Below are 21,241 nucleotides of genomic sequence, written 5' to 3' on the forward strand. Positions count from 1 at the left end.
TCCTGGCCAAGGCCCCGCCGGAAGGGCGGCCGGATTCGCCGCCGCGGGTGGCCAGAGGATCAGTTGGCCCCGCCCAGGTCGACGTGGAGCGGAGAATGCGGGGTCGGCCACTGGTGGCTGAGGATGTTTTCTGTTTTCTTGCCCTGGAAAACCAAGGCCCCGTAGCGGTGATAGTGGGGCAGCCGGCGGATCAGGCCGGGCAGCATGGCTGGAGTGTCGACGGCGATCCAGCCCAGCGGCAGGTCGGGCTGGACCGGGCTGGCCAAGGCCAGGGCGAAGGCGTGGCCGGCCCGGGAAAGTACCTGGTCCGCGATCTGGAGGACGCTGCCTTCGGCCAGAAAAGCGGCATCGAGTGCGGGCAGGACATTTTCCAGTTGCGCCCGGAAGCGGTTTTCCCAGCCCAGCAAAATTACCGCCCGGTCGGCGGGCAGCTCCGTCAACTCCTGGTCGCTGATGATTTCCACCCCCGCCGTGCCAAAACGGCCCAGGGCCGCGGCCAGTTCCCGGTAACCATCCAGCAGCTTTTCCTCCCGGCCGGGCAGAATCACCAGCAAGTTTCCTTCCAGCCCGAAAAGACGGGAGAAGGCGGGGGGTATTTCGCGGCGGTCGAGCAGGCGGAAAAGGTCGAAATGGGGGTCCAGGGCCAAGCGTTGCGGTTTTTGGTCAAAGGCGGCCTGCCAGCGGAGCTGGCGCCCTCGCATCGGCACCCGGAAAAGCCGGGGCTCCTGTTCGCCGGCCAGCCATATCTCCAGGGGCAGTTGCACCGGGTAGGGCGGGGCTGCCTGCTCCTGGCGGAAGGTGGCCTTGAGCAGCCAGCCGTCGTTTTCCGGAACCACTGCCACCTCGTCCATGGTCAGCTCGGGGGCGCCATCCCGTTCCAGCCAATGGCGGAAAAAATCTTCCAGGTCCAGCAGGGTGGTTTGCTCGAAGCTTTGCCGCAGGTCGTCGAATGAGGCGACCCGGAAAAGGTGGTCCCGGTAGAAAACATTCAGGCTGACGAGAAAAGCCTCCTCGCCCAGGCGTTGGTTCAGCATGTGGAAAAACATCAAGCCCTTGCCGTAGCCCACCGCCTCGCCGGCGGGGCTGTGGCGGGCGGTGAATTCCCGCAAGGGAAAATCGCGGCCCCCGGCGGCGTAATCGGCGTATTTCTGCAGAACCCCGCGGCGGTATTCGGCCCCCCGGCCCTGGTCGACCATCAGCAGGTGATCGGCCAGATAGGCGGTCAGACCCTCGCTCCAGTTGCCGGAGGCATAGTCGGTGTAGACCCCGTTACCCCACCAGTTGTGGAGGATTTCATGGGGATAGGAGGAGTGGAGAATAAAGGGCAGGCGGATTACCCGGGATCCCAGCAGGGTGAAGGAGGGCATCCCGAAGCCCGATTCCCAGGCGTTTTCCACCAGGGCGAACTTGGCGTAAGGGTAAGGCCCGATCATTTCGTCGTACCAGGCCAGGTAGGTGGCGGTGGCATCCAGGTAGCGCCGGGCCAGCTCCTCGTCGGGTCGGCGGAGAAAGGCCATGGTGGCGATGTCGTCGGCTCGGTCTTCATAGACCGTGTAGCGGTCGGCCACCAGGAAAATGCCCTCCTGGGGGTTGATCTCCTCCCAGACCACTTCATTACCCTGCGCTTCCGGGCGCGGAGCATGGCGGCGGCCCTGGCTCACCGCCGTCCAGCCCTCGGGCAGTTGGGTCCGGAGGCGGAAGCTGAGGAAATGGGGGCGCTGGAGCGGCCGGGGGTACCAGAAGGCGGCCGGGCCGAGATAAATGCCCTCGGGGTCGATCCGGCCCGGGGTATGTTGCACGCCCCGGGCGTAGTCCTGGCCGGCAAAGCCCAGGGGATGATGGATTTCGCCGCCGTAAAGGATGACAAAGGTGTTGACCTCCGGCGGCAAGGTTACGGTGAACAGTTCCAGACCGCGGGACTCCGCGGGCCCGGGGCCATCGGTTGCCGCGACCAGTTCGATTTCCGGGCTGCCGGCCCTGGGCTCAAGGCCCGGGTGGAGGGCCAGGGTGAAACGGCGGGGGTAATCGGCCGGCACGGTGATCGCCGTCTGGGCCTGCAGGCGCCGCTGGTCCGGCTCCAGGCTGACCAGAATTTCGTAATGGAGCAGGTCGCGCTCGGCGGCCCGGCCGGGGGCGGCCAGCAGGAGATTAAGACCGCAGCAGAGCAGCAGCCAAAAGATGGTGGCGGGACAAAGGGGAGAGGATGACCGGCGTTTTTGAGCAGGTTGTCGGCAGCTGCTGTTCATGAGATCTCCGACTTTTGGTTTGGGGCCTTTTAACTCGCAACCAAAAGGCAAAAAGGGGGCTGGTGGCGGTTGGTTCAACTAATTTTTACCACAGTGAGCTCCGAGAACCCAGGGGTTAGCGAGGGAAAACGGGAGCTGGAGGTTTTTCCCCGGGCTAACTGTGGTCGGCATAAATTAATTGAGCCAGGATGACCGGCTATTCCGGCCCGGCATCCGCTGCGCTTATTTTTTTGTTGCCGGGGGCCGCTTTTGCTGGCGGAACAAACCATGGCACCGATAAGCCCCGGGGTGATCGAGGGTGAGCCTGAGCAGGCTGTTGGGGTTGGCCCGTTCCAGCGCAACCCCCTGCTGGTCGTGGATGGCCAGGACCCGGCAGGGGATGTTGCGCAGCCCCTGGTCCAGGTATTCGATGGTGTCGCCCCGCTGAAAGGGGTTGCGGGCCTCCACCAGGGGGGCGGGGCCGGCCTGGCGGACGATGGCGGCCGGAGTCCAGTCGGGGTTGGCCACTATGCCATGATAAAGCATGTCCTCGGTTCCCGGGGAGGTGTCGAGAAAATTTTCGCTCTGACCGCGGCCGCCGATTTTGGCCAGTTCGGCGGCAAATTCCGGGGGCAGGGGGGCGTCCAGGCCCCGTTCCCCCCAGAAATCCAGGGCCGCCCGGTAAAGCCGGACCACCGTGCCCACGTAGAAAAGGCTTTTCATCCGGCCTTCGATCTTCAGGGCGTCGGCGCCGGCCCGGACCAGCTCGGGCAGGCGGTTGAGCAGGCAGAGATCCTTGGCGTTGAAAATATAGCTGCCCCGCCGGTCCTCCTCGATGGGGAAGAAGCGGCCGGGCCGTTTTTCCTCCTCCAGCCGGTAAAGATAGCGGCAGGGGTGGGCGCAGTCGCCCTGGTTGGCATCCCGACCGGTAAGATAGAGGCTCAGAAAACAGCGGCCGGAATAGGAAATGCAAACCGCCCCGTGGACGAAAATTTCCAGCTCGGCCTGCACCCGCTGCCGCAGACCGGCGATCTCGGCCAGGGAAAGTTCCCGGGCCGGGTTGATCCGGCTGACCCCCTGGGCCTCCCAGAAGGCGGCGCTCTCCGGGTTGGTGACATTGGCCTGGGTGCTGAGATGGATGGGCAGTTCCGGCACCGTCCGCCGGGCCACCGCGAGAATTCCGGGGTCGGCGATAATAAGCCCGTCCACCTTGAGATCCCGCAAGAAACAGAGATAATCAGCCAGGCCGGTGAGATCGCCCTGGTGGGCGAAAATGTTGACCGCCACGTAAACCCGCACCCCCGCTCCATGGGCAAAAGCTAACGCTTCCGGCAGCTCTGCATCGCTGAAGTTGCCGGCATGGGCCCGCAGGCTGTAGCGGCTGCCGCCCAGGTAAACGGCATCAGCCCCGTAATGGACCGCCACGGCCAGTTTTTCCCGGTTGCCGGCCGGGGCCAGCAGTTCCGGCCGGGGGCTATGGTTTGCCGGTGGGGGGAGCATGGTCATCTTTTTTGCCAGTTGGAGTCGAGTTTGGTAAAGTGCCGGCCATGACGCCGCTCAATTCATCCTTATACCAGAAACGGATCGCCGTTGCCATGAGCGGCGGGGTGGACAGTTCGGTGACCGCCGCCCTGCTGCTCCGGGCCGGGGCCGAGGTGCGGGGGGTTTTCATGCGCCTGGCCCAGCCGGAGGTGGACCAGCACCAGCAGCGGGCAGTGGCGGTGGCCGCCCACCTGGGCATCGAGTTGACGGTGCTGGATCTGGCCGGACCCTTCCGGGAAAAGGTTTTGCAGCCCTTTATTGAGGCCTATTTCGCCGGCCTGACCCCCAACCCCTGCGTTTTTTGCAATCGCCTGATCAAATTCGGCCTGCTGCTGGAAACCATGCTGGCCCGGCAGGCAGATTTTCTCGCCACCGGCCATTACGTCCGCCTTACCCCCGCTGGCCGGGGCGGTATGGCCCTGCGCCGGGGACTGGATCCCCGCAAGGACCAGTCCTATTTCCTCTGCCGCTTGCCGGCGGCCAATTTAAGTCGGATTTTGTTCCCCTTGGGCGAAAAGCGCAAGAGCGAGGTCTATGAATTGGCCGCCACCCTGGGCCTGAGCGGCCGCCACGGGGCGGAAAGCCAGGATGTCTGTTTCATGGGGGAGCAGACGGTGGCTGATTTCCTGGCCGCCCGGCTCCCTACCGGTCAGGCGGCATCGGGCCGGATTGTCAGCGTGGCCGGCCGGGAACTGGGCCGCCACCAGGGGATTCATCGCTATACCGTGGGCCAGCGCCGGGGCCTGGGGATCCCCGATGCCAGCCCCTATTACGTGGTGGCCCTGGACGCGGCCAACAACCGGGTGGTGGTGGGCAAACCGGAGGATCTGCTGCGCAAGGTCATCAGGCTGGCCGATCTCAACTGGCTGGTCGAAGCGCCGCCGCCTTTGCCGACCCGCTTGCTCGTCCAACTGCGCCATCGCCACCAGCCGGCCCCGGCCCTGGTTGAAGCCGTCCCCGACGGCACCTTTACCCTGATTTTCGATCAGCCCCAGCGGGCCCCCGCCCCAGGCCAGTACGCCGCCCTCTACCGGGATGATCAATTGCTGGCCGGGGGCGAAATCCTGCCGGACTATTAGGAGTCCCGCATCATTCGAGGGCAGGGCGAGGGCAGGGGCTTGGGGCCAGGATGCAAGTTTTGCGGCCGGGTGGGACTGGTCCTGACATCCGTAACCGGGAGTACTGTTTAAATGGGTAAAAAATCAGCAGCAGGCCGCGGTTTCGCCCTGACCAATATCTTGGCGATCCTGGTTATGCTGGTCCTCTTCGCGGCGGTGGCCATCAGCCGGCTGGGCGGCACCGACCCCCAATACAACACCCAGGTCGCCAAGCTGAAAAACCACTTGCGCTATGCCCGGATGTTGGCCATGGAGGCCCAAGGGGCCGAGCAGACGCGGTTCTGGGGGATCAGCCGCGACGGCCAGCGTTACCAGTTGTTGGTGCTTGAGCCCGCTGCCAATCATCACCCCCGGCCGCTGCCCGGCGAGGAGCAGCTTCAGGTAACGGCGGATCTGCTGAATTTCAGCGCAGACTTCAGGGCCGTTTTTTTCGATCATCAGGGCCGACCCCACGTCGGTGATCCGCCCCGGCCCGCCCCCGCCGATATTACGGTGACCCTGGGCTACCGGCCCATCAGAATTCTCCGGCATACCGGGGCCATCCCTTGAAAAAAGCTTTAAACCCTGTCACCTGGCCGGCGTCATTCCGGCTCGGGCGGGCTGATCAACTTTTCCTTTAAGGCAGCGCCATGGAGCTGATGATTTACATTCTTGACCTGATCGGTACGGCGACCTTCGCGATCACCGGCGCGCTGGCGGCCGGCCGCAAGCGGATGGATGTTTTCGGGGTGGTGGTGCTGGGCTGCGTCACCGCGCTGGGGGGCGGCACCTTGCGGGACGTGATCCTGGGTAGCCACCCGGTTTTCTGGGTTGGGGAAACCAGGTATCTGGCGGTGGCCTCGCTGGCGGCCATCGCCACCTTCCTGCTGGCCCGCTTTCGCAAACCTTCGGCACCGGTTCTGATGTATGCCGATGCCCTCGGACTGGCGATATTCACCATCATCGGGTTCCAGAAGGGTTACCAGATAACCAACGTTTACAGCATCGCCATCGTCATGGGCGTTGCCACCGGGGTAGTGGGCGGGATTATCCGCGATCTGCTGGCCGGGGAGATTCCGCTGATCCTGCGCCAGGAGATTTACGCCTCGGCCAGTCTCTGCGGGGCCGTCCTGCTGGCCCTGCTGGTACACCTCCAACTGCCCAGTTCCCTGGCCATCACGGCCGCGATTCTGACTACCCTGTTCATCCGGCTCGCCGCCCTGCATTGGAATCTTTCCCTGCCGGTATTCCTGCTCGAGAAAGAGAGCCCCGAGACGGCAACCAGCCCCGGGAAGGCCCCGGCGGATCGGGACAAACCGCCCCGCTGAACCTGGCCGGCTGTTCAGGCCAGCAACTGGTCCTTCTCCTCGTCGCTGCATTCCAGGCTGTAGTAGGCCAGGTAGACCGTGCGGACCCCCGGGATATCCTTGAGGTGATCGAGGGCGGCCTTTACTTCCTTGGCCTGGTCGCGCTCGATCAGGAAGACGATTTTTTCGTCCAGGGCCTCGGTGACTTCGATGGCGGCGGTTGCCAGGGCGGCTTTAACTTCGTCGAGATCGCTTTCTTCGTTTACTTCCACGTATCCGCTGGCTACCAGCATGGTTATCTCCTTTGGGTCTTTTACTTGGCGGCTCCGGCCGGGTTGTTGTCCGCCAACGCTTCAGCGGGTTGGCGGTTTAGGGCGCCGGCCGCTTATTTCAGGCTCATCCTGATCAGGCGACCCTTGTGGCGGCAGCCCTCGACGCAACGTCCGCAGTAGATGCAGTTGGGGTCGCGCAGCTTGCCCTGGTCGAGGTTGCGGACGATTTTAACCCCCATGTAACATTTATGCTCGCAGAGTTCGCAACCTTCGCAATCGCCCCGGTTGAAGCGGAGCTTGAGCAGGCTGACCTGGTTGAACAGGCCGTAGGTCTTGCCCACCGGGCAGAGCACCCGGCACCAGAAGCGGGGATAAAAATACTGCAGGATCAACAGGGCCAGCAGGGTCAGCAGTGACCAGGCGATCACCGCCGGTTCCACCGGCAGGTCGGCGGCCAGGAAAACGCCTCCGGCGATGGTCCGGAAGATGTTGGTCAAATGGGAGAGGTAATTGGTGAAAAGGGGCAGACTGGTAACCAGGGCCGCCAGCAGCAGGCCGCCGGCCAGCCAGTAGCCGGCTTGGGGCCTGAGCGGCGGCTGCGCCGGTTTATCCCCCGGCCGGAGCTTGTCCACCAGGGAAAAAAGGAGGTCCATGGGACAGACCCAGCCGCAGAAGGCCCGGCCCAGCACCAGGTAGAGCAGGGCCACCGGCAGCACCGCGGTGAGCATGATCAGGCTGACGCCCTTGGCCGCCGCCGAGATTTCGATAAAGGCAAAAACGTCCAGCAGCTTGACCTGGCCCAGCAGGGTGGAGCCGGTGAGGCTGCCCACCAGCAGCTTGACCTCGAAGTACTGGAGCATGAACAGGCCGAGAATGGCCAGCATCACCAGGCGGCGCAGCAGGGTCCAGGGGATGGCCCGGCCGGGGGACTTTGTGCCTGGGTCCTTAGCGGTACTCACGCTCCACCAACCTTTCGCGGGCCATTATTTCGGGGAGATTGCGGCCATAAACCAGCTCGTAGCGCTCCTCGCCGGAGATGTGGAGCAGGTGTTCCACTTCGGCGCGATAGTCCTCCGCCAGGTCGGCGTAGATCTCCGGGGTCACCACCTTCACCGCCGAGCCCCCCAGGGGACAGTACTTGACGCAGAGGCCGCAACCCACGCATTTTTCGTTGATGTAGGGCTGATTGCCCCAAGGGCCGTAATAGAAATCAAAAACCGAGGCCCCCAGGGGGCAGGCCTTGCTGCAGGAAAGGCAGACATCGCCGTTCCAGCCGAAGCAGAGCTTGAGGTCGATCAGGGCGATGCCCATTTTGACCTCCGGCTTGGCCACCTCCCGCAGGGCTCCAGTGGGACACTGGCCGGGGCATTCCATGCAGAGGGTGCAGGGAAAATCCCGCATATCCTTGATATAAGGGGTGGCGGCGGCGGTGCCTCGGCGGGGACCGGCCATGGCGATGGCATCGTAGCCCATGGTGTGGCAGACATTGAGGCAGGCGCCGCAACCGCTGCAACTGGCCCGGAAAGCCTTGCCCGGCAGAGCGCCCGGCGGTCGGACCAGGCCGGGCTGGCTGATTTCGCGTAAAGGGGCGAGATGGGCCTCCGCCGCGGCGGCCTGGCGCCGCCGGGCATCTTCCCGCAGCAGAAGTCCGCCGCCGCCGGCGATTCCCGCCGCCCCGGCCGCCGCCGCCACCTTAAGAAACGCACGTCGATTCAAACCCATGCCATGAACCTTAAAAGCAGAACCGCTTCAAAAAAGCAGGCGGGTAAGGTCCCTGGAAGCAAATCTACCCGCCTGCCCGGAGAGAACCAGCAAACGAAAAACCTCAAAAATCTAATACCCACCCCGGCCAGTAAAACTGGCGGCAGTGCCGCAGGTTGGGGCAAGCGGATCGGCGCCGCGTAGCAACGCTACGCAAGCCAATCCGATCGCCCCAAGATGCGGTGCTGCCGCCAGTTTTACGCAATGATGGGGCCGGGCTCGGCCTGCCTCTGGGCCCGGATCGTCCCCTTGTAGATTTTGGCCGAGAACATCTTGTAGTCCATTTGGAAGCTCAACGGATCAAAATGCTCGTTCATGATCATGTTGACCAGCTTGTACTCGTCGAACCAGGGGATGAAGACGTAGTCGTGGCGGGGTCCGCCGGTGGCCCGGGCGACATCCAGGACCTTGGCCGGCAACTCGATCCGGCCCCGGCGGGACTCGACGATCACCGCATCACCCTCGCGGATGCCCAGTTTGGCCGCCAACTCGGAGTTCAACTCCACGTAAGCCCCCGGCACCGCCCGGGCCAGTTCGGTCACCCGGGTGGTCATGCTGCCGGTATGCCAGTGTTCCACCACCCGGCCGGTACAGGCGCCATAGGCGTAGCCGGTGGTGTCGTACATCACCAGCCGCGAACCGTCTTCCCTGATGAACTCTTCCTTGTGATTCTGGATATCGGCCGGGCTGAAGACGATGCTCTTGAGCGCCTTGACGTCCTTGTTGGGGTCACCCACCACTTTCACCGTGTATGTGCTGGTGACATCGAAGGGGTTGACGCTGGATTCATCCACCTTGGCCGCATTGAACTTCCGTTCCACCACCTCGACGGTCTGGTATTTGGCGAATTTCTTGCCGTCGAACCGGCAGGCCCACCAGGGGTTGGCCCAGATGATGGCCCGGCCGTCGAAACCCGGCACCTTGCGGCCTTCGGGATGATCGAGAAAGCCGTTGATGAAGGCGTTGGAGTTGTAGAAGCTGGCGTACCAGCCCTCGGGGATCGCCTGGGCCTTGTGATAGTCGGTGTCGGCCTGCATGGCGGCGAGATTTTTCTCCAGCCAGGCGCCGTAAACCGGATTGATCGCCTTCATGTTGCCCAGGTAGGCGTTGGTGGCCCGTTCGATCATGGTATCGTAGGGATAGGCGTAAACGATCCGGGATTCGTACTTGTCGTAGCGGGCCTTCATCACCGGGTCGGTATGGACGTCGGCGGGGAAGGGGATCCGGTAGCCGTGATTGCGCTCCAGCAGGATGTCGCGGTTCATGCCGGTGAAGTTATAGCCGGTGCCGCCGGAAAGAGCCTGCAGCTCCTCCCAGATATTGGCGGAAAATTCCCGGTTCCATTCCTTGGTTTTAGCGGCGGCCACCGTTTTCGGCAGCCAGTCGGGCCCGTCGTATTTTTCGGGCCAGAATTGGGAAACATGCCCCTGGGGCACCAGTCCTTTCTCCTCCAGCCGCCGCACCAGGCAGGCGAAGATGGTGTGGTCGGCCATGGTGTCGCCGTAGGGCTCGATCACCTGCTTGATGATCTGGTAGCGCCGCTCCAGGTTGCCGAAGATAAATTCCTTCTCGTACCAGCTCGAGGCCCCCAGCACCACGTCGGAAATGGTGGTGGTGGCGGTGGGAAAGGACTCCATGGTGACGGTGAGCGGCCAGCTGCTGCCCTGTTCGGCCGCCCCCATGGCCAGCCGGTAGGGCCAGGAGTAGGCCAGCGACTGACCGGGATTGACGCAGGCGATGAACTGGACCTTGATCTGGCCGGCGGCCAGGCGGCGGAACATCTCCTGGGTATGGGGCCCGGGCTGGGGATGAATCTTGATTTTGGCGGTTTCGCTCTGGATCAGTTCGGCGTCGGCTCCCCGTTTCTTGAGATAGGCCGCGGCCCGATCCTGCCAGATTTTCTCCACCTGGCCCCGGTGGATGGGGTTGGCCACCACCCGGCCGTAGGGCAGGGCGTGACAGAGGGCCCCCGGCGCCCGGATGCCGCCGCAGGCGTTGGGCTGGCCGGTGAAGCTGAAGGAGTGGCGGCCCGGCTTGGAAACCTTGCCGGTAATCAGGTTGAGCATGTGCAGGGAAGCGTTGGTCCAGGTGCCCTGAACCTTCTGGTTGACCCCCATGCACCAGATCGAGGTGGTCAGGCCCTCGGCGAACCACTGGGCGGCAAGACGGATCGCCTCGGGCCCGCTGATCTTCTTCCAGGTCCGGGCCGCCCGGTCGTAAAGCAGGGGCGATTCGCCCTCGAAGATGATGTCGGCGACCTGGTCGGGGTTGTAATCGGAGAGGAATTCCAGGAAGATGGCAAAGCCCTTGTAAAGGTCCTTGATAACCTCGTCTTCCGATTCGTATTGCTTTTTCAGGTCGGGATAGACCGCCCGCTTCAGCCCCATGGAATGGCTCATGTCGTGGGTGGTGCCCCGGATGCCGCCGTATTCGGTTTTGACCCAGGTCTTCTTGGTGTCCTCGTGAATCCCGAAGTTGGCGTGGCGCTCGATGAACTTGCGGTCGAGGTACTTCCAGTCGGCGCTGACCGTGCCTTCTTCGGCATCGTACTCGGCCTTGTCCAGCTCGTGGCTGATTACGTAGGCCATGGAATTGAGCAGGGCCAGGTCGCGGCCGGTGGCAAAGGGCAGCCAGAGATCGGCGATGGTGCCGGACCGGGTTTTGCGCGGGTCGGCCAGGATCACCTTGACCTTGTCCGGGTTTTTGGCCTTGACCGCCGCGATCCGGTTGAAGGGGATCGGGTGGGCCTCGGCGGTGTTGCTGCCGATCAGGAAAAAGGTGTCGGCGTGCTTGCCGTAATCGGGATCGGGCACATCGAGATCGTCATAGCTGCCGTAGGGCTCGTCTTTGCCGAAGGTGTAAAGATAGCCCACCACCGCCGAGGCCATGCAGGTCCGGGGTTGGCCTTCCAGGGCGTTGTTGGCCAGCATGCCGCCCCCCTTGAAGGTCTTGTTCATCACGTGGGTTTCCTCGGTGCCCAACTGGCCGCTGCCGTAGTAGGCCACGCTGTGTTTGCCGTTCTCCTTGACGGTTTTTTCCACGGCGCCGGCCACGAATTCGATGGCGTCCTCCCAGGGAACCAGGGTGAAGTTTTCCTTCAGATCCACTTCGGTCGGCTGGAGGCCCTTGGGATCCTTGGTGGTGATGCCGTCCCGGACCCGGGGGGAGTTGACCAGGTCGGGCTTGCCGGTGGCGGGGTTGATCCACTCCTTGCGGACCAGGGCTCCTTTGGGGCGATCTTTATACTCAATGGCCCGGTGCAGGTAAAAGCCCTTGGTGCAGAGTACCCCGCGGTTGACCGTGCTTTTGAGGTCGCCCTTGATGGCGACGATTTTGCTTACCTTGCCGGCGCCATCGACCTCGGCGTCGGCGACGATGGTGCAGCCCACCGCGCAGTAGCGGCACTGGCCCACCGGGAAGGTCTTGACCGTGGTCGCGGCCACGGCCAGGGCGGGATCGAACTTGACCCCGGCGGCGGTGGCGGCGGCGGCAATGGCGCTGGCCCTGAGAAAATCTCTTCTGCTGACTTGCATGATGACATCCTCCGCATTTTTTGGCTGGTCGTAGGACTAAGGCTCAAGGTTCCAGGGACAAAGGCGCGGATTGCGTAATGGGGGCGGCCGCTACCCGGGGCCGCCCCTGCTGCCGGCCCTTGCCCCTGCCCCCGGTCAACGTTCGGATTGCACGGTGAAGCTGGCGGCGCCGATCTCGTCTCCCACCGAGGAATAATCACCGTTGGCAGCCACGCCCATCACCGTGATAGTGACGTTGGGGCCGGGTTCGGCCTTGCGCCCGGATTGCCGGCCGGCGGGGGCGGTGCCCGGCGCCTGCCAAGCAAAGTCCCAGGTCCGCAGCTGGGAGCCTTCCAGGGTGTGGGTCAGGATGCCGTCGCTGATCTGGGTGTTGGTTTGATCGCTGACCAGCAGTTCGCCGGCGGAAACCTGGAGGGCAAAGCCGCCCTGCTGTTCGCCGAGGCTTTCCAGGTCGCTCTGCAAGGTGAGGGTCAGGTTGTAGGTTTGGCCGGGCCGGTAGTTGGCCGGCAGGTTGCCCAGGCTGACCATGTCGGTGGCCATGGGGCCGGGGTGGCAGCTCATGCAGGCGAAGCTGGGGGCGCTGTTGGCGAAACCATGGGCCGGAGCCGGGGCCTGCAGTCCCACCGCCGCGGCCAGGCCGATTGCCATCAAGCCGGGTAAAAAGATTTTCTTGACCATCGTTTTCCTCCCTGTCCTTGCTTTGATCTGATGGGCAACCACTCGTTGCCGACACGGATATAAAGGGTTGTTGCCTGGCTGGAGTTTGAAACCGGCCATAAACTAGCACACAGGTAGAGCGGTAAAAAGTCGTGATCATCTTCTGCTAAAGCTTTTGCGGCCTGTAACGTTTTATACCACATCAATTGTAAATCTGTTGTAAAACTGGGGTTAACTTGGCTTGGCCGGTCGCCGGGCTATAATTTAACCCCGGAGAGCCGGCCCGCCCCGGTCTGACCGGATCGGGGCTAGGCCGGCCGACCGGTTCGGCTCTTGCTTTTGCGTTGCAAATGAAGCCTGAAACGGTTATTCCCATGGCCATGGCTGCGCATGAGGCAAAAGACAAAAAACGGGTGGCGGTGACCACCCTGGGTTGCAAGGTCAACCAGTACGAATCGGCGGCCTTTATTTCCGATTTGGCCGAGTCCGCTGGGGTGGAGATCGTCCCTTTCTCCGCCGTCGCCGAGGTTTACGTCATCAACACCTGCGCCGTGACCGCCAAGGCCGGGGCCCAGTCCCGGCAATTGATCCGCCGGGCGGCCAAAAATCCCGGGGCCCGTCTGGTAGTCACCGGCTGCTACGCCCAGGTGGCCGCCGAGGAAATCGGCCGGCTGACCGACCGGCCCCTGACCATCGTCGGCAATTGCTGCAAGGAGCGGGTGGTGGAGGAGGTTGTGCGCGGGCCGGCGGCCGCCGGGGCAAGCTACCTGGGTGAGATCGGCGCCTGCAACCGGGTCGCTCCCCTGACCGTCACCCGTTTCGAGCGGCGGACCCGGGCGGTGCTCAAGATTCAGGACGGCTGCAGCCAGGGCTGCTCCTACTGCATCGTGCCCCTCAGCCGGGGCCCCAGCCGCAGCGTCGAGCCGGAGCGGGTGCTGGCCCAGGCGGAAATTTTCGCGGCCCAGGGCTTCCGCGAGGTGGTGCTCACCGGTATTCACCTGGGGCATTACGGCCTGGATCTGGCCCCCGCCCTTTCCCTGGTGGAACTGCTCAAGCTGCTGCTGGCCCGTGGCTTCCCCCTGCGCTACCGGATCAGTTCGCTGGAGCCCAGTGAGATCGGGCCGGAGCTGCTCGAGCTGCTGGCCGGGCAGGAGAGCCTGCTGCCCCATCTCCATATCCCTCTGCAGAGCGGCGATGACCGGATTCTGCGGGCCATGAACCGCCCCTATCGCTCGGCCGATTTCGCCGGCGTCATCCGGCGCTGCCTGGCGGCCCTGCCCGATGCCGCCATCGGCGTCGACGTGCTGGCCGGTTTCCCCGGCGAGGATGAAACCGCCTTCCGGAACACCTACGAGCTGCTGGCGGACCTGCCCATCAGCTACCTGCATGTTTTCCCCTATTCCCGCCGGCCCGGCACCCGGGCCGCGGACCTGCCCCAGCAGGTGTCGGGCCGGATCAAGGATGAGCGCACGGCCCGGCTGCGGCGGCTGGACCGGCAAAAGCGGCAGGAGTTTTACCGGCGCCAGCTGGGCAGCGTCCGCCAGGTTCTGGTCGAGGGAGGCGCTAAAAGCGGGGGTTTGTTGCGGGGGTTCAGCGAAAACTATATTCCGGTGCTGCTGGATGCCCCGGCGGCCCTGATCAATCAAATCGTGCCGGTACGGCTGGCGAAAATCCGCGGAGAGGCGGTTTGGGCCGTGCCCCTGGACAAGAGGGAGGCCGGTCATGCGGGGTGAAATTATTGCCATCGGGGACGAACTTACCTCGGGTCGGATTCTCAATTCCACCAGCTATTTTGCCGCCGCCCGGCTTTTTGCCGCCGGCTATGAAGTCGCGGTGTTGACCACCATCGGCGATGATCAGGCCCTGATCAGTGAAACCCTGCTGCGGGCCCTGGAGCGCTCCGATTTCGTCATCGTCACCGGAGGGTTGGGAACCACCAGCGATGATTTGACCAACGAGGCGGTGACTGCGGCCCTGGGGCGGCCCCCCACTTTTTACCCGGAAATTCTCCGCAAAATAAAGGCCAACAGCCACCACCTGTCGCCCCAGGCCCGTTCTTCCCTGGAAAAACTGGCCTGGCTGCCCGACGGGGCCCACTCGCTCCACTCCGAGGCCCGCAGTGCCGGTTACTTCCTGGTCCATCAGGGCAAGCCGGTTTTTTTTCTACCCGGGGTGCCCCACGAAATGCGGGAGCTGCTATTAAAGGCGGTGTTGCCGCGGCTGGCGGTCTGGGACGGCAAGCCGGTCCGCCGGGTGCGCCAGCGGATTTATCGGGTCAGCGGTCTGGCCGAGGCCGAGATCAATCAGCGCCTGGCCGAACTGGAAGGCCGTGACGCCCGGGTCAAAATCGGCTATTATCCGGTTTTTCCCGAAGTCCAGGTCAGCCTGACGGTGGCTGCCGCCACCGCCCTCGAAGCCGACGCCCTGCTGGCCCGGAGCGATCGCGAAATCAAGGATCTTCTTGGTTCCAATATTTACGGCCTCGAAGAGGACAGCCTGGAAGAAGTGGTGGGGCGGCTCTGTGCCGCCGCCGGTTTGAGCCTGGCGGTGGCCGAATCCTGTTCCGGCGGCCTGATCGCCGCCGCCCTTACCCGGGTCCCCGGCTCATCGGCCTATTTTTACGGGGGAGTGGTGGCTTACAGCAACGCCTTGAAGGAGAGTCTGCTGGGGGTCCAACCGGCCACCTTGGCGGCCCACGGGGCGGTGAGCGCCGCCGTGGCCGGGGAAATGGCGGCCGGCATTCGGCGGGTGGCCGGCTCCGACCTGGCCCTGGCCGCCACCGGGATTGCCGGGCCGGGCGGCGGCAGTCCCGAAAAACCGGTGGGGACGGTTTACCTCGGTTTGGCGGCCGGGGAAAAAGTGCTGGTCGAGCCCTGCTATTTTACCGGCAACCGCTGGCAAATCCAGGAAATCACCGCCCATCGGGCCCTGGATATGCTGCGCCGCCACCTGCTGGCCGGGGTTCCGGCCCGATAGGCAAGGCGGCGGCTTTGCGGCAATGATAAATTTGGTGGTTTTTGCCCATTCGCCGGGGCGCGGGAGAGGGACCTCGAGCAAGGTTTAGAGCGTACCGGCGAACAATCGAACAAAGGAGAAGACTATGGCTAATGCGGCAGCGGACAATAAGAGCAAAACTCTTGAGACCGCCATCTTTCAGATTCAGAAGCAATTCGGCAAGGGCTCGATCATGCGCCTCGGGGCCGACGAGCGGGTGGCGGTGGCGGCGATTTCCACCGGTATCCTGAGCCTCGATATCGCCTCCGGCATCGGCGGCATTCCCTGCGGCCGGATTACCGAAATTTACGGGCCGGAATCCTCGGGCAAAACCACCCTGGCCCTCCAGATCATCGCCTCGGCCCAGCGCCGGGGGGGCTCCGCCGCCTTTATCGATGCCGAGCACGCCCTCGACGTGACCTATGCCGAACGGCTGGGAGTCAATGTCGACGATTTGCTGGTCAGCCAGCCCGACTACGGTGAACAGGCCCTGGAAATCGCCGAAATCCTGATCCGCAGCGCCGCCGTTGACGTCATCGTGGTCGATTCGGTGGCGGCCCTGACCCCCAAGGCGGAGATCGACGGCAATATCGGCGACTCCCATGTCGGCCTCCAGGCCCGGCTGATGTCCCAGACCATGCGCAAGCTGGCCGGGATTCTGCAGCGGACCAATACCGCCATCATCTTCATCAACCAGATCCGGATGAAGATCGGGGTCATGTTCGGCAACCCCGAAACCACCACCGGCGGCAATGCCCTCAAGTTCTACAGCTCGATGCGGATCGACATCCGGCGGATGGCGGCGATCAAGGACGGCGACGCGGTCATCGGCAACCGGGTCAAGGCTAAGCTGGTCAAGAACAAGGTGGCCCCGCCCTTCAAGTTTGCCGAGTTCGACATCATCTTCGGCGAAGGCTCCTCCCGGGAAGGCGATCTGCTGGATCTCGCGGTGGCCCAGAACATCGTGGACAAGAGCGGCGCCTGGTATTCCTTCAACGGTGAGCGCATCGGCCAGGGCCGGGAAAATTCCAAGATCTTCCTCAAGGAGCATCCCGAGCTGGCCGATGATATCGAACGCAAGGTCCGGCTGGGTTTCGGCCTGGCCATGCCTGGCGAAACCAAGGAAAAACCGACCCCTGAGTGAGAGGGCCAAGGGGCGGGGCCCAAAGGCCGGGACGAGTGCGCCGCCCCTGGTTCCCTGCCCCCCGGCAATCTTGACCCCTTACCTGTATCTCCGACAATCTTGAAATCTGGACCTTGAAACTGAAACCATGAACGGCAACGAAATCCGGCAGAAATTCCTCGACTACTTCGCCCAGCGGGAGCATGCCCTGGTGGCCAGTTCGGCCCTGGTGACCCATGACGATCCCACCCTGCTCTTTACCAACGCCGGGATGGTCCAGTTCAAAAAAGTCTTTACCGGCGAGGAGCAGCGCGATTACCGCCGGGCCGTGACCTGCCAGCGCTGCGTCCGGGCCGGGGGCAAGCACAACGACCTCGACAACGTCGGCTACACCGCCCGCCACCATACCTTTTTCGAGATGCTGGGCAATTTTTCCTTCGGCGATTATTTCAAGGAAGAAGCCATCCGCCTGGCCTGGGATTTTCTGACCCGGGAAATCGGGCTTTCCCCGGCCAATCTCTGGGTTTCGGTTTACGAGGAAGATGACGAGGCCTACCGGATCTGGGAACAGATCGAGGGTCTGCCGCCGGGCCGGATCGTCCGGATGGGGGAAAAGGACAACTTCTGGGCCATGGGCGATACCGGCCCCTGCGGGCCCTGTTCGGAAATTCATATCGACCAGGGCGAGGCCATTGCCTGCGACAATCCCGATTGCGGGGTGATCTGCGACTGTGACCGCTTTCTGGAAATCTGGAACTTGGTCTTCATGCAGTATGAACGGGACGCCGCCGGCAATCTCAACCCCCTGCCCAAGCCCAGCATCGACACCGGCATGGGCCTGGAGCGGATCGCCGCCGTGGCCCAGGGCAAGCACAACAATTACGATTCCGACCTCTTTCAGCCCATCATCGCCCGCGCCTGTGAACTGGCGGGAGTCAAATACGGCCCCGACTCCCGGACCAACACGGCCCTGCGGGTGATCGCCGATCACGCCCGGGCCACCACCTTTCTGGTGGCCGACGGGGTGCTGCCTTCCAACGAGGGCCGGGGCTATGTCCTGCGCCGGATTATGCGCCGGGCTGTGCGCTTCGGCCGGACCCTGGGCCTCACCGAGCCTTTTCTCGGGGCGGTCTGCCTGACGGTACTCGAGACCATGAGGGAGGCCTGGCCTCATCTGGAGGACAGCCGGGAATTGCTGGTCAAGGTGGTGCGCCATGAAGAGGAGCGTTTCCTGGAAACCCTCGATCATGGCCTGAGCCTGTTGGCCGAGGAAATCGCCCGGCTCCAGCAGGGCGGAGAAAAAACCATCGCCGGGTCGTTTATTTTCAAGCTGTACGACACCTACGGCTTTCCGGTGGATATCGCCAAGGACGTGGCCCAGGAAGAGGGGCTCAGCGCCGACGAGGAGGGTTTTGCCGCCGCCATGGCCGGTCAGCGCGAACAGTCGCGCAAATCGTGGAAGGGCGGGGGGCTTGGCGAGCTGGGCCCCGGTTTCCGGGCCTTGCAGCAAGAGGGGGCGCGGACTGAATTTGTCGGCTATGACACCCGGCGCCACCAGGGCCCCCTGCTGGCGGTGATCGCTGAAGAGGGGCAGAGTCTGGAGGAGGCGGCCAGCGGCGCCAGGGTGGCCCTGGTTTGCGCGGCCACCCCCTTTTACGCCGAAGCCGGCGGCCAGGTCGGCGACCAGGGCGAAATCAGCGGGCCCGCCGGCCGGGCCAGGGTTCTCAACACGGTCAAGGTCGGAGAAAATCTGATCGCCCATCAGGCGGAGGTCAGCGAGGGGGTGCTGCGGCCGGGCGATGAGGTGCTGCTGGCGGTGACCGAGGGGCGCCGCCGGAAAATCGCCGCCAACCACACCGCCACCCACCTCCTCCATGCCGCCCTGCGCCGGGTGCTGGGAGAACATGTCAAACAGGCGGGCTCCCTGGTGGAGCCGGAGCGCCTCCGCTTCGATTTTACCCATTTTTCCCCCTTGAGCCGGGCCGAAATCCGCCGGGTGGAACAACTGGTCAATGAGGAAATCCGGGCCAACACCCGCCTCAACGTGGACCTGCTGCGGCGGGAAGAGGCCCTGCAGAGTGGAGCGGCGGCCCTTTTCGGCGAAAAGTACGGGGAGACGGTCCGGGTGGTGGCGGTGGGGGATTTCAGCAAGGAACTCTGCGGCGGGACCCATGTGGGAGCCACCGGAGAAATCGGCCTGTTCAAGATTGTTTCCGAAAGCGGCATTGCCGCCTCCACCCGCCGGATCGAGGGCTGTTGCGGGGCCGTGGCTCTGGCCCGGACCCAGGAACTGGAAGATGAGGTGCTGGAATTTGCCGCCAAGCTCAAGACCTCGCCGGCGGAACTGGCCCTCAGGCTGGAAAAGCTGCTGGCCCGGCAGAAAGAGCTGGAGCGCCAGGCGGCGGAACTGGCGGCCCGGGCGGCTCGCTTTGATTATGAGGCGGTCCTCAGCGAAGCGACCGAGGTCAACGGAGTCCGGGTGCTGGCCTGTCGTCTGGAGGCTGATTCGGCCAAGACCCTGCGCGAGGCCGGGGACCGGCTGCGGGACAAAATGGGCAGCGGCATCGCCGTTCTGGCCGCCGACCTGCAAGGCAAGGTCGGCCTGCTGGCCCTGGTAAGCAAGGATTTGACCTCCCGTTACCGGGCCGGGGAAATCGTCAAGCAGGTGGCCCGACTGGTGGGGGGCAGCGGCGGCGGCCGGCCCGACATGGCCCAGGCCGGCGGCAGTCAGCCGGAAAAGATCCCCGAAGCCCTGGCGGCGGTGCCCAAGATTGTGGCGCAAATGTGATGGCTGGAGCGCAAACCTTGATTCCGGCCAGCCGGTAATGACCCCCACAGCTGTTCCGTGCGGGTGGTCGGCCGCCGCGGAGGGCCTGGCGGTGCGCCGACCAAAATAAAGAGGTCGGCGTTTTTTTCGCTTTTATCGTGGTCATCCTTGCCTAAAAGGCCCACCGCCACCTCCTTGTGTTTGTTATGTTGGTGTTTTGACGAGATTTAAAGCGCGGTCAGTGTTTTGTTGCGGGGGCGGAAAAATTATTGACAGGGTTTTTCTAATAGATTAGAACGCCTATTTGTTTGTGAATGACCATTCATTTTTCAATCTTGTCACGAGATTCGGTGCGGGCGGTCCGAGGTCCCAAAAGCCCCGGGCTTTATCGTCAGACCTGAAGAGGAGCCAGCCATATGATCACCATTGACATGACCATGCCGCTGCACATCATCAACATTCTGTTGCTGGCGGTCATCCTCAACATCGTCCTCTATCGTCCCATTCGCCAGATCCTCCAGCAACGCCGCGAAAAGATTTCCTCCCTCAACACCGACATCGAAAAATTCGAAAAAAACCGCCAGGCCCGTTTGGCTGAATTTGAACGCAAGCTGCAGGACGCCCGCGGCAAGGCCAAGGCCGAATTCGACGCGGTGCGCACCGCCACCCAGGCCGAAAGCAATGAAAAGCTGGCCGGTCTGCGCCGTGAAGTGGAAAGCGGCAAAACCGCGCAGCTCAAGGAAATCGAAAGCCAATTCGCCACCGCCCGCAGCGAGCTGCAGGGGCAGGTCAATGCCTTTGCCGAAGCAATGGCGGGCAAAGTTCTGGGGAGGGCCATTTAAGATGCGATACCTGAATGCCAAACACGGAGCTGGCCTGCTGGCCGCGCTTATCTTCCTGGCCGTTGCTGCCGGAGCCCAGGCGGCGGAAATCAGCCCGCAGAAGGTCTGGGATCTCTTCTACCGGGTCCTCAATTTCTCCGTGCTGCTCTTTATCCTGCTCTACTTTCTCAAAAAGCCGACGGTCAATTTTTTCAGCAACCGCCGCGAGACCATCCGGGCCGAGCTGGAAGAACTGGAAGCCAAGCGGGTGGAAGTCGAGCGGGCCTACAAGGAAAGTGAAAGCAAGATGGCCACCCTGGAAGCTTCAGCCCAGGAAATCGTGGCCGAGGCGGTTCGCCAGGGCGAGGTCGAAAGGACCCGGATTCTGGCCGAGGCCGAGCGGGCCGCCGCCAATATGCGGCGCCAGGCCGAACTGGCGGTCCAGCATGAAGTAGCCTCCGCCAGGGCCCAGCTCAAGGCGGAAATTACCGAGGAAGCCGCCCGGGTCGCCGCGGGACTGGTGCAAAAAAACCTGCAGCCGGCCGACGATGCCCGGATGATCGCCGACGCTCTTGATCAGGTGGGAGGTGTCCAGTGAAAAATACGGTAATAGCCAAGCGCTACGCCAAGGCCCTGTTCGCCGTGGGCAAGGAAGATGGCGCCGTTGCCGACTATGCGGAGGTTTTGAATAACCTGGCCGGACTTTATACCGGCATGGCCGAAGTGGCCGACGCCTTGACCAACCCGCTCTATCCCGAGGATGTCCGCCTCAAGGTAATGGAGAGCCTGGTCAAAGCCATGCAAGCGCCGCAGATAATGGTCAACTTTTGCCAGTTGCTGGTGGAGAAGAAACGGGCGGCTATTCTGCCCGAGATTGCCGAAGTTTACCAGATGATGGTGGATCAGGACCGTAACCTGGTAAGGGGGAGCGTGGTTTCGGCCACCGAACTGGCCCCCGAAATGAATGAGAGGATCAAGGCAACACTGGAGAAGATAACCGGCAAGCAGGTCGAGTTGACCAACCGGATCGACCCCGCGATTATCGGCGGGATGGTGGCCAAGGTAGGTGATCTGGTGCTCGATGGCAGCATCCGGTCGCAACTCGCGGGGTTAAAGGAATCGATCAAGGGGAGAGAATAAGC

17 protein-coding genes are annotated in these 21,241 nt (G+C 63.3%); 10 read left to right on the forward strand and 7 right to left on the reverse strand.

Annotated features, from left to right (window positions below):
* Window positions 1-59 precede the first annotated feature (59 nt).
* Window positions 60-2,246 (reverse strand): M1 family metallopeptidase, encoded by a 2,187-nt coding sequence (locus ACHHTY_RS08600; RefSeq protein WP_395493697.1) that lies wholly within the window; start codon window positions 2,244-2,246, stop codon window positions 60-62.
* A 222-nt stretch (window positions 2,247-2,468) separates the two neighbouring features.
* Window positions 2,469-3,731 carry a peptidase U32 family protein gene (locus ACHHTY_RS08605; protein WP_395493698.1) on the reverse strand — a complete coding sequence of 421 codons (1,263 nt, stop codon included), beginning with the start codon at window positions 3,729-3,731 and terminating at the stop codon, window positions 2,469-2,471.
* A 41-nt stretch (window positions 3,732-3,772) separates the two neighbouring features.
* On the opposite strand from ACHHTY_RS08605, the gene mnmA reads away from it, so the two are divergent.
* The 3 genes from mnmA to ACHHTY_RS08620 all read left to right on the forward strand — a co-directional run bounded on the left by mnmA (window position 3,773) and on the right by ACHHTY_RS08620 (window position 6,192).
* A complete protein-coding gene (gene mnmA / locus ACHHTY_RS08610) occupies window positions 3,773-4,846 on the forward strand; it encodes a tRNA 2-thiouridine(34) synthase MnmA (protein ID WP_395493699.1) in 1,074 nt (357 codons plus the stop codon).
* Between the two features lie 111 nt (window positions 4,847-4,957).
* Window positions 4,958-5,434, forward strand: a complete 477-nt coding sequence (locus ACHHTY_RS08615; RefSeq protein WP_395493700.1) for a pilus assembly FimT family protein — start codon at window positions 4,958-4,960, stop codon at window positions 5,432-5,434.
* An 89-nt stretch (window positions 5,435-5,523) separates the two neighbouring features.
* Entirely contained in the window at window positions 5,524-6,192 is a 669-nt protein-coding gene (locus tag ACHHTY_RS08620) for a trimeric intracellular cation channel family protein (protein ID WP_395493701.1), read from the forward strand.
* Between the two features lie 14 nt (window positions 6,193-6,206).
* Here ACHHTY_RS08620 and ACHHTY_RS08625 read toward each other — a convergent pair whose 3' ends face one another.
* The 5 genes from ACHHTY_RS08625 to ACHHTY_RS08645 all read right to left on the reverse strand — a co-directional run bounded on the left by ACHHTY_RS08625 (window position 6,207) and on the right by ACHHTY_RS08645 (window position 12,415).
* Window positions 6,207-6,464 (reverse strand): chaperone NapD, encoded by a 258-nt coding sequence (locus ACHHTY_RS08625; RefSeq protein ID WP_395493702.1) that lies wholly within the window; start codon window positions 6,462-6,464, stop codon window positions 6,207-6,209.
* A 92-nt stretch (window positions 6,465-6,556) separates the two neighbouring features.
* The gene (locus ACHHTY_RS08630; RefSeq protein WP_395493703.1) at window positions 6,557-7,402 is read right to left on the reverse strand and encodes a 4Fe-4S binding protein; all 846 of its coding nucleotides are present in this window, start codon (window positions 7,400-7,402) and stop codon (window positions 6,557-6,559) included.
* Window positions 7,389-8,165 (reverse strand): 4Fe-4S dicluster domain-containing protein, encoded by a 777-nt coding sequence (locus ACHHTY_RS08635; RefSeq protein WP_395493704.1) that lies wholly within the window; start codon window positions 8,163-8,165, stop codon window positions 7,389-7,391. The genes ACHHTY_RS08630 and ACHHTY_RS08635 overlap by 14 nt, the downstream gene beginning before the upstream one ends.
* Window positions 8,166-8,401: 236 nt before the next feature.
* Window positions 8,402-11,737: a molybdopterin oxidoreductase family protein gene (locus tag ACHHTY_RS08640; RefSeq protein WP_395493705.1), complete on the reverse strand. Its 3,336-nt coding sequence runs from the start codon at window positions 11,735-11,737 to the stop codon at window positions 8,402-8,404.
* Window positions 11,738-11,872: 135 nt separating this feature from the next.
* The gene (locus tag ACHHTY_RS08645; protein ID WP_395493706.1) at window positions 11,873-12,415 is read right to left on the reverse strand and encodes a choice-of-anchor V domain-containing protein; all 543 of its coding nucleotides are present in this window, start codon (window positions 12,413-12,415) and stop codon (window positions 11,873-11,875) included.
* A gap of 329 nt (window positions 12,416-12,744) precedes the next feature.
* Between ACHHTY_RS08645 and mtaB the strand changes: the two genes are divergently transcribed.
* The 7 genes from mtaB (at window position 12,745) to ACHHTY_RS08680 (ending at window position 21,239) form a co-directional block, all read left to right on the forward strand.
* The gene (gene mtaB / locus ACHHTY_RS08650) at window positions 12,745-14,127 is read left to right on the forward strand and encodes a tRNA (N(6)-L-threonylcarbamoyladenosine(37)-C(2))-methylthiotransferase MtaB (protein WP_395493707.1); all 1,383 of its coding nucleotides are present in this window, start codon (window positions 12,745-12,747) and stop codon (window positions 14,125-14,127) included.
* Entirely contained in the window at window positions 14,117-15,370 is a 1,254-nt protein-coding gene (locus ACHHTY_RS08655) for a CinA family nicotinamide mononucleotide deamidase-related protein (protein WP_395493708.1), read from the forward strand. Before mtaB ends, ACHHTY_RS08655 begins: the two co-directional genes overlap by 11 nt.
* Window positions 15,371-15,494: 124 nt before the next feature.
* Window positions 15,495-16,532, forward strand: a complete 1,038-nt coding sequence (recA, locus tag ACHHTY_RS08660; protein WP_395493709.1) for a recombinase RecA — start codon at window positions 15,495-15,497, stop codon at window positions 16,530-16,532.
* A 127-nt stretch (window positions 16,533-16,659) separates the two neighbouring features.
* A complete protein-coding gene (gene alaS, locus ACHHTY_RS08665) occupies window positions 16,660-19,299 on the forward strand; it encodes an alanine--tRNA ligase (RefSeq protein ID WP_395493710.1) in 2,640 nt (879 codons plus the stop codon).
* 395 nt (window positions 19,300-19,694) lie between these two features.
* Window positions 19,695-20,120, forward strand: coding sequence for an ATP synthase F0 subunit B (locus tag ACHHTY_RS08670; RefSeq protein ID WP_395493711.1), 426 nt, complete (start codon window positions 19,695-19,697; stop codon window positions 20,118-20,120).
* A gap of 1 nt (window position 20,121) precedes the next feature.
* A complete protein-coding gene (locus tag ACHHTY_RS08675; RefSeq protein ID WP_395493712.1) occupies window positions 20,122-20,697 on the forward strand; it encodes a F0F1 ATP synthase subunit B family protein in 576 nt (191 codons plus the stop codon).
* Window positions 20,694-21,239: a F0F1 ATP synthase subunit delta gene (locus tag ACHHTY_RS08680; protein ID WP_395493713.1), complete on the forward strand. Its 546-nt coding sequence runs from the start codon at window positions 20,694-20,696 to the stop codon at window positions 21,237-21,239. Before ACHHTY_RS08675 ends, ACHHTY_RS08680 begins: the two co-directional genes overlap by 4 nt.
* Window positions 21,240-21,241 lie beyond the last annotated feature (2 nt).

This window comes from Desulfurivibrio nitratireducens (genome assembly GCF_044068515.1).
Classification (GTDB): Bacteria; Desulfobacterota; Desulfobulbia; order Desulfobulbales; family Desulfurivibrionaceae; genus Desulfurivibrio.

What these genes read in the sequence shown, in the direction of transcription:
- ACHHTY_RS08600 (WP_395493697.1), bottom strand. Translation starts at nt 2,246, where the DNA reads ATGAACAGCAGCTGCCGACAACCTGCTCAAAAACGCCGGTCATCCTCT.
- ACHHTY_RS08605 (WP_395493698.1), bottom strand. Translation starts at nt 3,731, where the DNA reads ATGACCATGCTCCCCCCACCGGCAAACCATAGCCCCCGGCCGGAACTG.
- mnmA (WP_395493699.1), top strand. Translation starts at nt 3,773, where the DNA reads ATGACGCCGCTCAATTCATCCTTATACCAGAAACGGATCGCCGTTGCC.
- ACHHTY_RS08615 (WP_395493700.1), top strand. Translation starts at nt 4,958, where the DNA reads ATGGGTAAAAAATCAGCAGCAGGCCGCGGTTTCGCCCTGACCAATATC.
- ACHHTY_RS08620 (WP_395493701.1), top strand. Translation starts at nt 5,524, where the DNA reads ATGATTTACATTCTTGACCTGATCGGTACGGCGACCTTCGCGATCACC.
- ACHHTY_RS08625 (WP_395493702.1), bottom strand. Translation starts at nt 6,464, where the DNA reads ATGCTGGTAGCCAGCGGATACGTGGAAGTAAACGAAGAAAGCGATCTC.
- ACHHTY_RS08635 (WP_395493704.1), bottom strand. Translation starts at nt 8,165, where the DNA reads ATGGGTTTGAATCGACGTGCGTTTCTTAAGGTGGCGGCGGCGGCCGGG.
- ACHHTY_RS08640 (WP_395493705.1), bottom strand. Translation starts at nt 11,737, where the DNA reads ATGCAAGTCAGCAGAAGAGATTTTCTCAGGGCCAGCGCCATTGCCGCC.
- ACHHTY_RS08645 (WP_395493706.1), bottom strand. Translation starts at nt 12,415, where the DNA reads ATGGTCAAGAAAATCTTTTTACCCGGCTTGATGGCAATCGGCCTGGCC.
- mtaB (WP_395493707.1), top strand. Translation starts at nt 12,745, where the DNA reads ATGAAGCCTGAAACGGTTATTCCCATGGCCATGGCTGCGCATGAGGCA.
- ACHHTY_RS08655 (WP_395493708.1), top strand. Translation starts at nt 14,117, where the DNA reads ATGCGGGGTGAAATTATTGCCATCGGGGACGAACTTACCTCGGGTCGG.
- recA (WP_395493709.1), top strand. Translation starts at nt 15,495, where the DNA reads ATGGCTAATGCGGCAGCGGACAATAAGAGCAAAACTCTTGAGACCGCC.
- alaS (WP_395493710.1), top strand. Translation starts at nt 16,660, where the DNA reads ATGAACGGCAACGAAATCCGGCAGAAATTCCTCGACTACTTCGCCCAG.
- ACHHTY_RS08670 (WP_395493711.1), top strand. Translation starts at nt 19,695, where the DNA reads ATGATCACCATTGACATGACCATGCCGCTGCACATCATCAACATTCTG.
- ACHHTY_RS08675 (WP_395493712.1), top strand. Translation starts at nt 20,122, where the DNA reads ATGCGATACCTGAATGCCAAACACGGAGCTGGCCTGCTGGCCGCGCTT.